This is a genomic window from Rhodovibrio sodomensis (assembly GCF_016583645.1).
GTDB classification, from domain to species: domain Bacteria; phylum Pseudomonadota; class Alphaproteobacteria; order Kiloniellales; family Rhodovibrionaceae; genus Rhodovibrio; species Rhodovibrio sodomensis.
In genome coordinates this window covers 70,455-82,499 of record NZ_NRRL01000002.1, presented here as the reverse complement: position 1 = coordinate 82,499, position 12,045 = coordinate 70,455, and the positions used below count along the sequence as shown (strand labels likewise).

Annotated in this window: 9 protein-coding genes; all 9 read right to left on the bottom strand. The window is 71.6% G+C overall.

Annotated elements, in window-relative coordinates; all coding sequences use genetic code 11:
• Positions 1-713: 713 nt before the first annotated feature.
• Entirely contained in the window at positions 714-2,675 is a 1,962-nt protein-coding gene (ftsZ, locus tag CKO28_RS02115; protein ID WP_437127603.1) for a cell division protein FtsZ, read from the bottom strand.
• 127 nt (positions 2,676-2,802) lie between these two features.
• A complete protein-coding gene (gene ftsA, locus CKO28_RS02110; RefSeq protein ID WP_200338882.1) occupies positions 2,803-4,074 on the bottom strand; it encodes a cell division protein FtsA in 1,272 nt (423 codons plus the stop codon).
• 82 nt (positions 4,075-4,156) lie between these two features.
• Complete coding sequence (locus CKO28_RS02105; RefSeq protein WP_200338881.1) at positions 4,157-5,044, bottom strand: cell division protein FtsQ/DivIB; 888 nt, start codon at positions 5,042-5,044, stop codon at positions 4,157-4,159.
• A complete protein-coding gene (locus CKO28_RS02100) occupies positions 5,032-5,952 on the bottom strand; it encodes a D-alanine--D-alanine ligase (protein ID WP_200338880.1) in 921 nt (306 codons plus the stop codon). The genes CKO28_RS02105 and CKO28_RS02100 overlap by 13 nt, the downstream gene beginning before the upstream one ends.
• Positions 5,949-6,917: a UDP-N-acetylmuramate dehydrogenase gene (gene murB / locus CKO28_RS02095; protein WP_200338879.1), complete on the bottom strand. Its 969-nt coding sequence runs from the start codon at positions 6,915-6,917 to the stop codon at positions 5,949-5,951. The genes CKO28_RS02100 and murB overlap by 4 nt, the downstream gene beginning before the upstream one ends.
• Positions 6,914-8,338 carry a UDP-N-acetylmuramate--L-alanine ligase gene (murC, locus tag CKO28_RS02090; protein ID WP_200338878.1) on the bottom strand — a complete coding sequence of 475 codons (1,425 nt, stop codon included), beginning with the start codon at positions 8,336-8,338 and terminating at the stop codon, positions 6,914-6,916. Before murC ends, murB begins: the two co-directional genes overlap by 4 nt.
• Positions 8,335-9,489, bottom strand: coding sequence for an undecaprenyldiphospho-muramoylpentapeptide beta-N-acetylglucosaminyltransferase (gene murG / locus CKO28_RS02085; RefSeq protein WP_200338877.1), 1,155 nt, complete (start codon positions 9,487-9,489; stop codon positions 8,335-8,337). The genes murC and murG overlap by 4 nt, the downstream gene beginning before the upstream one ends.
• Complete coding sequence (gene ftsW / locus CKO28_RS02080; protein ID WP_200338876.1) at positions 9,486-10,610, bottom strand: putative lipid II flippase FtsW; 1,125 nt, start codon at positions 10,608-10,610, stop codon at positions 9,486-9,488. The genes murG and ftsW overlap by 4 nt, the downstream gene beginning before the upstream one ends.
• On the bottom strand, positions 10,607-12,037 hold the full coding sequence (murD, locus tag CKO28_RS02075) for a UDP-N-acetylmuramoyl-L-alanine--D-glutamate ligase (protein WP_200338875.1): 1,431 nt from the start codon (positions 12,035-12,037) through the stop codon (positions 10,607-10,609). The genes ftsW and murD overlap by 4 nt, the downstream gene beginning before the upstream one ends.
• Positions 12,038-12,045 lie beyond the last annotated feature (8 nt).

Genomic DNA, 12,045 nt, shown 5'->3' with positions numbered 1-12,045 from the left:
GGTCTCGTCCGATTGCCGCTTCGCAGCCCCGTCTGGCGATCCTCCGATCGGCCGTGCCGCAGGGCTGCGCTCCCCCCGTCGAGTCTCGTCTTGAGGCCGTTTGCGATCCGGCCGGTAGGTTGCCCGCGCGGGGCGCCGGTGCCGGTCGTATTGGCCTTGTTGTTCTGTCGCCTTATCGTGGCTTGTCGTCTGGTCTCGTATGCGTGTGTGCCCGGGTGCCTTGGCGGCCCCGTCGCCGCTTACTCCTTGGAACGCCAACCGTTCGGTCCGAACGCCGCCGGTCTCGCCGGCAGGACCCCTCGATTATACGTCCCGGATTAGGGTAAATCTTGCGCACGAATGTAGGGGTCGCGCTGAGTCGCCTCAAATCACTCTTTGTTACAGCGTGTTTCAGAAAAAATCCCTGAAGAACAACGAGTTATTAGGCAAATGTGAGCGCGCCGCGCGGGGTGTCGCCGTCGGCGCATGAGATCGGTCAAACCGCTGGAATTAATCCTATCGTAGAACTCTTCGCGCCGTCGACCCTTTGCCGTTGCGGTGTTGCGCCGCGGAAACCGGGGCTGCGGCGCGGAATCGCCGCAGCCCCGGACCTACTCCTTGGTTAGAGCAAGATGCTGAAAGGTGAAGCCACCTTCAGCTGACTCTTGCTCTCTCCTCGAGCAGTCAGAGCCAAATTCACGATCAAGGTCGACTCGATCTTCATCGCTTTTGCTCTAGTTCGCCTGCCGACGCAGGAACGCCGGGATGTCCAGCTGGTCGTCGTCCTGCGCCGGGTCGTGACGATCCGCCGGGTCCAGGCCGGACAGCCGCGGCTGGCTGCTCTCGCGCTGCGGCTCCGGCCGCGCCTCGGCCCGGGCGGCCTGCGGCCGGGCCTGGGTGCGGGTCTCGCCGGCCGGCTCGCGCGCCGGCTCCGGCTGGTGCGGCTCCGGCTGTCGGGACTCGGGCTGTCGGGACTCCGGCTGGCGGGCCTGCGGCTGGGCCGCCCGCTGACCGGTGGCCAGGGTCGGCTCTTCGGCGCGGCGCGGGGCCGCCGGGGCCTCGCGCTCCGGGGCCGTGCTGGTCGACCGCGCCGCCCCGGTCACCCGGGCGAACAGGCTGCGGCCCTTGCGCTTGAGGCCGGTCTCGCCGCCGCGCTCGGTGTTCTGCGCGGCGCCGGTCCGGGCCGCCTGGGCGCGTTCCTCGGCCGGGTAGTCGGCCTGCCGGGCCTTCGGTTGGCGCGGCGCCTGCGCCGGGGCCGGGGCGATGAAGGCGTCCTCCCGGGCCGCCTCCGGCTCCGCCGGCTCGTCCGCCGGGCCGTAGGCCGGCTGGGCCGCGGCCGCGGTCGCCTGCTGGGTATAGTCCCGGCTCTCGGCGTAGCCGCCGTCGGTGCCGGTCGCCGCCATCGCCGGCATCTCGGCCGTCTCCTGAGCGCTGGCGCTGGCGGGCTGCTGGCGCAGCTCCTCGGCAACCGCCTGAGCGGTGTTCTGGGTCGCCTGACGGTTCTGCTGGGCCTGCTGCTTCTCGCCGCCGGACACCACGGACAGGGTCACCGGCTTCGGCCGCTCGGCCTCCTCGGCGTCGATCCCGGTCGCGACCACGCTGACCCGCATGGTGCCGTCCATCGACTGGTCGAAGGTCGAGCCGAAGATGATGTTGGCGTCCGGGTCGACCTCGTCGCGGATCCGGTTGGCGGCCTCGTCGACCTCGAACAGGGTCATGTCGGAGCCGCCGGTGATGTTGATCAAGACGCCGCGCGCGCCCTTCATCGACACGTCGTCGAGCAGCGGATTGGAGATCGCGGCTTCCGCGGCGGAGATTGCCCGGTTCTCGTCGGCGGCCTCGCCGGTGCCCATCATCGCCTTGCCCATCTCGGTCATCACCGAGCGGATGTCGGCGAAGTCCAGGTTGATCAGGCCGGGCATGACCATCAGGTCGGTGACCCCGCGCACGCCGGAGTAGAGCACGTCGTCGGCCATCTTGAAGGCGTCCGCGAAGGTCGTCTTCTCGTTCGCCACCCGGAACAGATTCTGGTTCGGGATGATGATCAGGGTATCGACGTACTCCTGCAGCTCCTGAATGCCCTGCTCGGCCAGGCGCATCCGGTGAACGCCCTCGAAGTGGAACGGCTTGGTCACCACGCCGACCGTCAGGATGCCCTTTTCACGCGCCGCGCGCGCGATCACCGGGGCGGCGCCGGTGCCGGTACCGCCGCCCATGCCGGCGGTGATGAACACCATGTTGGAGCCGTCGAGGTGGGCCATCAGGTCGTCGATCGCCTCCTCGGCGGCGGCGCGGCCGACATCCGGGCGGGAGCCGGCGCCCAGGCCCTGGGTGATGTTACGGCCGAGCTGCAGGCGCTGCGGGCATTGCGAGCCGGCGAGCGCCTGGGCGTCGGTGTTGCAGACCAGGAACTCCACCCCTTCCAGGTTGGAGTTGATCATGTTGTTGACGGCGTTGCCGCCGGCACCGCCGGTGCCGACGACGGTGATCCGCGGCTGGAGCTGCTCCTCGGTGGTCGGAGCGTGCAGGTTCAAGGTCATCTTCGCCTCCGTTGGCCCTTGCGTATTGGGTGCCGTTTCCTGGGTCGCCGGGCCGTCCTGGTCCGGCCGATCCGTCTCGTGCTGCTGCGTATCGTGCGCGGGCTGCATCGCTTGCGGCCCTGTCGCGTGTTGCTGGCTCGCCTGCTGTTGGCTCACCGGTTGATGGGTCGTGCGTTGTTCGTGTGTCTCGGGCTTGCTTTCGGGCGGCTGCTGCGGCCGGCGCGGGTGGCTGGCATTCCCGGACCCAGCGTCCGCCCGGTTGATGGTCTCGCGGTTGTGCGGGTCAGAAGTGCTCACGTAACCAATGACCGAGCCGTCCGAGGACGTTGCCCGGCTCCCTTGCTTCCGGCCGCGAAGCGCGCGGCGCGGCCGTTTCCGCCTCGACTGCGTAGGTCAGCAGGCCAGCGCAGGTGGCGTACGCCGGCCCGCCCGTCGCCTCGGCCAGGCCGTTCACGCGGATCGGCCGGCCGACACGGACCTGCTTGTCCAGCACCAGGGACGCGAGATCGCGAATCCCCGGCAGCTGGCTCGCCCCGCCGGTCAGCACCACGCGCCGACCGGCGATTCGCTCGGCGCCGCTCGCCTCCAGGCGCGAGCGCACCAGCTCGAAGGTCTCCTCCAGCCGGGGCTGGATGATCCCGGTCAGAAGCGAGCGCGGCACCTGCTGGGTGGCGCCGCTGTCCTCCTCGCCGACCTGCGGGACCTCGATGGTCTCGCGCTCGTCCGCCGCGGCGGCGACGGCGTGGCCGTACAGGGTCTTCATCCGCTCGGCGTGCACGCGGCTGGTCGACAGGCCGCGCGCGATGTCGTTGGTGACGTGCTGGCCGCCGATCGGGACGACGTCGGTGTGCAGCACCTCGCCCTCGCCGAACACGGCGATCGTGGTGGTGCCGCCGCCCATGTCGATCAGGGTGACGCCCAGGTCGGTCTCGTCCTCGACCAGCGCGGCGAGACCGGCGGCGTACGGGCTGACCACCACCGCTGCGACGTCGAGGTGGCAGCGCTCGATGCAGTGCATCAGGTTCTTCATCGGCCCGCTGGCGGCGGTGACGACATGCATGCTCACCCCCAGGTGCTCGCCGTACATGCCGCGCGGATCTTGGATGCCGCGGGTGCCGTCGACGGCGTAGCCGGTGGCGATCGAGTGGACGATCTCCCGGCCGTGGCCGGCGTGCCCGTTCAGCGCGTGGGTCAGGCGGTGCGGCTCGAGCGCGCGCTGCAGGTCCGCGTCGTGGATGGCGTGGCCGTTGATCGAGACCTCGATGCCGACCGTGTCGGACGCCGGATTGCCGCCCGACAGGTTGACCACGACCTGCTCCAGCGTCTCGCCGGCCATCCGCTCGGCGGCGTCGACCGCGCTGCGGATCGCCATCTCGGCGGCTTCCATGTCGACCACCGCGCCGGCGCGAACGCCGCGGCTGGCCTGCTGGCCGATGCCGACGATGCGCGGGCGCCCGTGCTCGTCGACCCGGGCGATAAAGCAGCAGATCTTGCTCGATCCGATGTCGAGCGCGGCGATCGTGCCGGTCTTGGCGCTGGCGAGAACCCGTCTCATCGTGGCTTGGCGGTCCGTTGTGTCTTGAGGTGTCGCGGTCGTGGCGTCGTCGGCGGCTTGGGGTTGGATCGGATGACGGCGGTCAGGTGCTCTCGCCGATGCCGCGCGGTTCGCTCATCGGTTTCGAGCCCGGCGCCATCCGCACCACCATCCGGTCGGGCAGGCGCAGGTCGATCATCCGGATGTCGCGCTGCAACACGCCGTACTTGCGCTCGATCTCGGCCAGGCGGGACCAGGCGCGGCTCGGTGTCTCGGCCGGCAACTGCACTTCCACGCCGTTGCGCAGCACGATGTTCCAGCGCCGGTCGCGGACCCGCACGGCGGCCTTCACGCGCGCATTCATCTCCGGCTCGCGGGCGAGCAGGGCGAGCAGCTTCTCGGCGTGCGCCGGGGCGCCGGGACCGACCAACAGGGGCAGATTCGCGTGCGCTTCGGGCGCAGCGCGATCGATCCGTTGGCCCGCGCGGTCGATCACCGACAGCGCGCCGTCCAATTGCCACAGCGCGAGCGGCGCGCGTTCGGTGAGGTCGATCCGCACGGTGCCGGGCAGGCGGCGTTCCACGGTCGCGGTCTTGACCCACGGCAGCCGCTCCAGCCGCCGCTTCGCGCTTGCCGGGTCGAGGCCGAGGATCGGGCCGCCCTGGCGGATGCCGAGCGCGGCCAGGATCGCGTCCGGTTCGGTGCGCTCGCGGCCGCTGACCACCACCTGGTCCAGCCTCAGCCCGGCTTCCGCCGCGGCATCGACGGCGGCATGCGTGAGCTGCTGGCCCTGCCGGGCGATCCAGCCGCTCTGCCAAGCCCAGACGCCGCTGCCGGCGACCAGGGCGAGCAGCACCGCCGGCACTCCGGCGCGGACGCTCAGGCGCAGCAGCGCCTGCCGGCGGGCGCGGCGCTTGCGCTGGGCGCGCGCATCGGCCGCCTGCGGGCTGCGGTTGGACTTGCCGGGAAGGGGCAGGGTCAGCCGTCGCATGCCGCCTCCTCCACGCACCATTCGACCAGCTCGCCGAACGAGATGCCGAGGTAGTGCGCCTGCTCGGGCACCAGCGACAGCTCGGTCATGCCGGGCTGGGTGTTGACCTCCAGCAGGATCAATTCGCCGGTCCCGCGGGGCGTGTCGTCGTAGCGGAAGTCCGCCCGGCTGACGCCGCGGCAGCCGAGCGCCAGGTGCGCCTCGACCGACAGATCCAGGCAGCGCTGATAGACGTCGTCCGGGATCGGCGCGGGCAGGATGTGCTCGCTCTGCCCGGCGGTGTACTTGTTGCGGTAGTCGTAGAAGCCCTGGCTGGTCCGGATCTCGGTCACCGCGAGCGCCCGGTCGCCCATCACGCTCACGGTCAGTTCGCGTCCGGGGATGAATCGCTCGACCAGCGCGTAGTCGCCGAACGTCCAGCCCTCGGCGTCGAACGGGGCCTCGTTGTCGCCTTCCTGGACGATGTGCACGCCGACGCTGGAGCCCTCGGCGACCGGCTTGACGACATAGGGGCGGGGCATCGGGTCGAGGGTGGCGAGCATCGCCTCGCGGCTTACCGTCATGCCCTCGCACACCGGGATGCCGGCGGCGGCGAATGCCTTGCGCGCCATCGCCTTGTCCATCGCGAGCGCGGAGGCGAGCACGCCGGAGTGGGTGTACTTGATGCCCAGAAGGTCGAGCACGCCCTGCACCCGGCCGTCCTCGCCGAACTGGCCGTGCAGCGCGTTGAACACGACGTCCGGCGGCGGGGTCAGCTCGCTCACCAGCTGGCCGACGTCGCGGCCGACGTCGATCAGGCGGACCTCGTAGCCGCGCTCGTACAGCGCCGCGGCAACGCCCTTGCCGGAATTCAGCGACACCTCGCGCTCGGCGGAGACGCCGCCGTAGAGCACCGCGACCCGGGTCATGCCGCACCCCCTGCGCCAGCGTCGCCGGCGGCGACGCCGATCCGGCGGATTTCCCAGTCGAGCTGCACGCCGCTGGTCTCGAACACCCGGCGGCGGACCTCCTCGCCCAGCGCCTCCAGGTCGGCCGCGGTCGCATCGCCGATGTTGATCAGGAAGTTGGTGTGCTGCTCCGAGACCTGCGCGCCGCCCAGCGTCAGTCCGCGGCAGCCGGCCCGGTCGATCAGCTGCCAGGCCTTGTGGCCTTGCGGGTTCTTGAAGGTGGAGCCGCCGGTCGCGGTCTTGATCGGCTGGCTGTCGCCGCGCTGGCCCTGGATCTCGGCCATCCGCGCGCCGATCGCCGGCGCGTCGCCGTCCCGGCCGCGCAGGCGGGCGGACAGGAAGATCCAGTCGGCGGGCAGGCTGGCGTGGCGGTAGCTGTAGCCGAGCTCCCCGACGCCGAATGTCCGCACCTCGCCGGTGCCGGCGTGGACGGCTTCGGCCCCGACCAGCACGTCCTTGATCTCGGTGCCGTAGGCGCCGGCGTTCATCCGCAGCGCGCCGCCGATCGTGCCGGGCACGCCGCACAGGAACTCCAGCCCCGCGATGCCGGCCTGCTGGGCGGTCTTGGCGACGTTAAGGTCGAGCGCGCCCGCGCCCGCCAGCAGATCGGTGCCGTCGGCCTGGATCTCGACGAAGCCGCGCAGCAGGCGGATCACCACACCCGGGACGCCGCCGTCGCGCACCAGCAGGTTGGAGGCCACGCCCAGGACCGTGACCGGGACATCCGCCGGGCGGTTCCGCAGGAAGGCGATCAGATCGTCGCGGTCGGCGGGGCGGAACAGCACCTCCGCCGGGCCGCCGACCCGGAACCAGGTCACGTCCTTGAGCGGCGCGTTCGCGCGCAGCCGGCCGCGCACCGCCGGCAGGCGGTCGATCAGGCCGGGCTCAAACCCGGCGGTCGGCTGGATGCGTTCGGCGGCCATCATGCCGTGCCTCCGCCCGACTGCAGGGTTTCCAGCTGCCGCGGCAGGGCCTGCGCCCAGTTGGTGATGCTGCCCGCGCCCAGGCAGACCACCAGGTCGCCGGACTGGGCGTGGTCGCGGACCATGCGCGCCAGCTGGTCCGGGCCCTCCAGCGCCAGCACCTGCCGGTGGCCGTGCGCGCGCAGCCCTTCGACCAGCGCGTCGCGGTCGACCCCTTCGATCGGGTCCTCGCCGGCGGGGTAGACGTCGGCGACAATCACCTGATCCGCGTCGTTGAAGCAGGTGCAGAAGTCCTCGAACAGCTTGGCCAGGCGCGAATAGCGGTGCGGCTGCACGACCGCGATCACCTTGCCGCGGCCGGCCCAGCGGGCGGCCTTCAGCACCGCCGCGATCTCCACCGGGTGGTGGCCGTAGTCGTCGACGATCGAGACGCCGGCGACCTCGCCGGTCTTGGTGAAGCGGCGCTTGACCCCGGCGAACGAGGACAGGGCCTTGCGGACCTGGGCCTCGGTCATGCCCATTTCCTGCGACACCGCGATCGCGGCTAGCGCGTTCAGGACGTTGTGCTGGCCGACCATGGGCAGGTGCAGGTCCGCCATCTTGGACGACGGACGCTCGCCGCGGCCGTCGACCTCGACCGTGAAGGTTGCGCCGTCGGGCGCCTGCGACAGCTCGGTCAGGCGCACGTCCGCCTGCGGGCTGACGCCGTAGGTGACGATCCGCCGGTCGCGGATCCGCCCGATCAGCGCCTGCACCGCCGGGTGGTCGATGCACAGCACGGCGAAGCCGTAGAACGGGATGTTCTCGACGAACGTCTCGAAGGCGGCGTGCAGCGTCTCGACGTCGCCGTAGAAGTCGAGGTGCTCGGGATCGATGTTGGTCACGACGGCGATCGTCGACGGCAGCTTGGTGAAGGTGCCGTCGCTCTCGTCCGCCTCGACCACCATCCAGTCGCCGGAGCCGAGCCGCGCGTTGGTGCCGTAGGCGTTGATGATGCCGCCGTTGATCACCGTCGGGTCCTGGTCGGCGGCTTCCAGGAACGACGCCATCATCGAGGTCGTGGTGGTCTTGCCGTGGGTCCCGCCGACCGCGATCGACCACTTCAGGCGCATCAGTTCGCCCAGCATCTCCGCCCGGCGGACGACCGGCACGAAGCGCTCGCGCGCCGCGCGGACCTCGGGGTTGTCGGCCTTCACGGCGGACGAGATCACCACGACCTTGACGCCCGCGACGTTGTCGGCCGCATGGCCGATCCGGACCGTAATCCCGAGCGCGCGCAGGCGCTTGACGTTGGCGCTCTCGGCGATGTCGGAGCCCTGCACCTGGTAGCCCAGGTTGTGCAGGATCTCCGCGATCCCGGACATGCCGATCCCGCCGATCCCGACGAAGTGGATGAGGCCGATATCGAGCGGCATGGCCCTCATGCGGCGGCCTCCTTGTTACCGGTCGAGGGGGCGCCGGTGGCGCCGTTGCCCTGCGCCTCGAGCGCCAGGTCCGCCAGCCGCTTGGCCGAGTCCGGCTGGGCGAACGACAGCGCGCCGGCCGCCGCGCGGGTCAGCAGCGACGGCGTCTCGAACAACGACTGCAGCCGCTCGGCGAGCGCGTCCGGCGTCAGGGTGTTCTGCGGCATCAGCCAGCCGCCGCCGGCCTGGGCCAGCGCCTCGGCGTTGGCGGTCTGGTGGTCGTCGGCGGCGAACGGGTAGGGCACCAGGATCGCCGGCCGGCCCGCGGCGGCGAGCTCGGTGGTGGTCGACGCGCCAGCGCGGCAGATCAGCAGGTGCGCGCGGGCGAGGCGCTCGGGCAGATCGTCGAAGAAGGTCTTCAGCTCCGCCTCCACGCCGGCGGCGTCGTAGGCCGCGCGCACGTCGGAGGTATCGCTGCCGCGGACCTGTTGGGTGACCTGCAGGCGCTCGCGCAGCCCCTCGGGCAGGCGGGCGACGGCGTCCGGGACCAGGTCGTTGAACACCCGCGCGCCCTGGCTGCCGCCGGTCACCAGCAGGCGCAGCGGGCCGGCGTCGTCGGCCACCGCGCTGGGCCGGCGCCCGATCGCCTGGATCGACTCGCGCACCGGGTTGCCGGTCAGCACGACGCGCGCCTGCGCCGGCGCGCTCAACCCGCGCACCTCGGGGAACGAGGTCGCGATCGCATCGGCGCGCGCGGCCAGCATCCGGTTCGCGCGGCCGAGCACGGCGTTCTGCTCGTGCAGCACCAGGCGTACGCCCTTGTGCGTGGCGGCGAGGCCGGTCGGCAGCGCGGCGTAGCCGCCGAACGCGAGCGCGACCGAGGGCCGGGTGCGCGCCACGATCCGCCGGGCCTGCAGGTAGCCCAGCACCAGCTGGCCCAGGCTCTTCGCCTTGGCGAACAGGTCGCCGCCGGCGAACCCGGCGGCGGCGATGTGATGGGTCTCGACCTGCTCCGCCAGCTCCGGCCCGAAGCCGCCGGCGCGCTTGTCGGTGACCAGCACCGGCTGCAGGCCGCGCGACAGCAGCTCGCGCGCCAGCGCGGCGGCGGGGAACATGTGCCCGCCGGTGCCGCCGGCGGCCAGCAGTACGCGGGTCGCGGTGCGCGCGCTCATACGCCGTCCCCCCGGTTCACGCGCCGGCGGGTCAACGCCAGCACCATGCCCATGCCCAGCGACATCGCCATTAGCGAGGAGCCGCCGTAGCTGATGAATGGCAGCGTCATGCCCTTGGTCGGCATCAGGTGGACGCTGGAGGCCATGTTAATCATCGCCTGCAGGCCGAACTGCGCGAGCAGGCCGGTTGCCGCCAGCAGGACGAACAGGCTGTCCTCCTGCAGCATCCGGGAGAAGCCGCGCAGCACGATGAAGGCGAACAGGGCGATGATGATCAGGCAGGCGATCGCGCCCAGTTCCTCGCCGGCGACAGCGAAGATGAAGTCCGAGTGCGCGTCCGGCAGCGTCTGCTTGACCGTGCCCTCGCCGGGGCCCTGGCCCAGCAGGCCGCCGCGCTCGAATGCCTCGAGCGCGCGCTCGACCTGGTAGGGGTTGCCGTTCTGCGGGCTGAGGAAGCCGTCGATCCGTTCGGCGACGTGCGGCATCGTGAAGTACGCGCCGACCACCAGCAGCACGCCGCCCAGGGCGAGCGCGATCACCCAGACCATCGGCAGGCCGGCGATGAAGAACTGCACGCCCCAGACCGCGGCGACGACGAAGGTCTGGCCCAGGTCGGGCTGCATCAGCAGCAGGCTGGCGACCACCACCAACAGGGCGATCGCGATCGCGTCGCCAGGGATGCCGCTGCGCTCGCGCTGGGCGGCGAACATCCAGGCGACCGTGACGGCGAAGCACGGCTTGACGAACTCGCTCGGCTGGATCGACAGGCCGGGCAGGGCGATCCAGCGCTGCGCGCCGTTGATCTCCGGGCCGACCAGCAGGGTCAGAACCAGCAGCACCAGGCTGCCCAGGAAGCCGACAGCGCCCAGCCGGCGGACCCACAGCGGGCTCAGCAGCGAGATCGCGAAGGTCACGCCGGTCGCCATGGTCAGATAGACCATCTGCCGGGTGGCGAAGTAGAATCCGCTCAAGCCGATCCGCTCCCCAGCCGCCGGGGAGGCGGCCAGGATCAGCACCGCGCCGAAACCCATGATCAGCCCGAGCGCGACCAGCGTCCAGCGGTCGACGGTCCACCACCAGGCGCCCAGCGTGCTCGTGTCGGTGCGCGCGACGGTGATCATGCCGCACCTCCAGCTTCCGCGCTCAGGTGCCGTCGGCCGATCTGCGCACGGGTGCCGGGCAGTTGGCCGACCAGCGCCTTGAAGTGATCGCCGCGCGCCTCGAAGCTGTCGAACTGGTCGAAGCTGGCGCACGCCGGCGACAGCAGCACGACCGCGCCCGGTTCGCCGTCCGCCCGGGCGTCGGCAAACGCGCGCTGCACCGCCGTGTCCAGGGTGCCGCAGAGCTGCGCGTTGGCCTCGCCGTGCAGGCTTTTCGCGAACGCGTTCGCCGCTTCGCCGACCAGGTAGGCGCGGCGGACTTGCGGCCAGTAGGCTTCCGTCCCCGCGAGACCGCCCTGCTTCGCCCGGCCGCCGGCGATCCAGTAGATCGCGCGGTAGCACGCGAGTGCGCGGGCCGCGGCGTCGGCGTTGGTCGCCTTGCTGTCGTTGACGAAGGCCACGCCGTCGATCGTCGCCGCCGGCTCCTGCCGGTGCGGCAGCCCGGGGAACGACTGGAAGCCGGCGGCGATCGCGTGCGGCGGTACGCCAAGGTGCCGGCAGGCGGCGTAGGCCGCGGCGGCGTTCTGCCAGTTGTGCTGGCCCGGCAGGCTCGGCATCTGCGCCAGGTCCAGGACCGGCGCCTGCGCGCCGTCGATGTCGTCGAGCAGCGTCCCATCCTGGACGCCGACCCCGCCCGACACCGCGCGGGTGCCCGAGATCGGGATCAGGTCCTGGCTGCCGGCGGCCTTCAGCCGGCCGTAGACCTCTTGGCTGTGCGCGTCGTCGACGCCCACCACGGCCGCGCACGCACGGGTCTGGCGGTCGAAGATGTGCTGCTTGGCCGCGACGTAGCCCGCCATGTCGCCGTGCCGGTCCAGGTGGTCGGCGGAGATGTTGAGCCACACCGCGACGTCGAATGTGATCGCGCCGGTCCGCTCCAGCTGGTAGCTGGACATTTCCAGGACGTAGACGCCGCCGGCCTGGACCGGGGCGAAGTCGAGCACCGACGGCCCCAGGTTGCCGCCGACCTGCGCATCCGCCCCGCTGGCGTTCAGCACGTGGCCGATCAGCGCGGTCGTGGTCGATTTGCCGTTGGTCCCGGTGATGCCGATGTAGCGCGCGTCCGGCATCGCCCGGCCCAGCAGTTCGATGTCGGAGACGATCTCGCAGCCCGCCGCCCGCGCCTCGGCGGCGAGCGGGTGGGGCTTGGGCAGGCGGTCCGGGATGCCCGGGGAGAGGACCAGGCAAGCCGGCTGGCGCCAGTCGATCTCGTACAGGTTGTTCAGCGTCACGCCCTCGGCCTCGGCGCGGGCGCGGGCGTGCTCCTGGTCGTCCCAGGCCCAGACCTCGGCGCCGGCCTGCTGCAGCGCCTTGGCGGCCTGCAGACCGGAGCGCCCGAGCCCGAGCACCGCGACGCGAGAGCCGGCGATGTAGGGAAGCGGGATCATGCCTGGTT

What these genes read in the sequence shown, in the direction of transcription:
- ftsA (WP_200338882.1), bottom strand. Translation starts at nt 4,074, where the DNA reads ATGAGACGGGTTCTCGCCAGCGCCAAGACCGGCACGATCGCCGCGCTC.
- CKO28_RS02105 (WP_200338881.1), bottom strand. Translation starts at nt 5,044, where the DNA reads ATGCGACGGCTGACCCTGCCCCTTCCCGGCAAGTCCAACCGCAGCCCG.
- CKO28_RS02100 (WP_200338880.1), bottom strand. Translation starts at nt 5,952, where the DNA reads ATGACCCGGGTCGCGGTGCTCTACGGCGGCGTCTCCGCCGAGCGCGAG.
- murB (WP_200338879.1), bottom strand. Translation starts at nt 6,917, where the DNA reads ATGATGGCCGCCGAACGCATCCAGCCGACCGCCGGGTTTGAGCCCGGC.
- murC (WP_200338878.1), bottom strand. Translation starts at nt 8,338, where the DNA reads ATGAGGGCCATGCCGCTCGATATCGGCCTCATCCACTTCGTCGGGATC.
- murG (WP_200338877.1), bottom strand. Translation starts at nt 9,489, where the DNA reads ATGAGCGCGCGCACCGCGACCCGCGTACTGCTGGCCGCCGGCGGCACC.
- ftsW (WP_200338876.1), bottom strand. Translation starts at nt 10,610, where the DNA reads ATGATCACCGTCGCGCGCACCGACACGAGCACGCTGGGCGCCTGGTGG.
- murD (WP_200338875.1), bottom strand. Translation starts at nt 12,037, where the DNA reads ATGATCCCGCTTCCCTACATCGCCGGCTCTCGCGTCGCGGTGCTCGGG.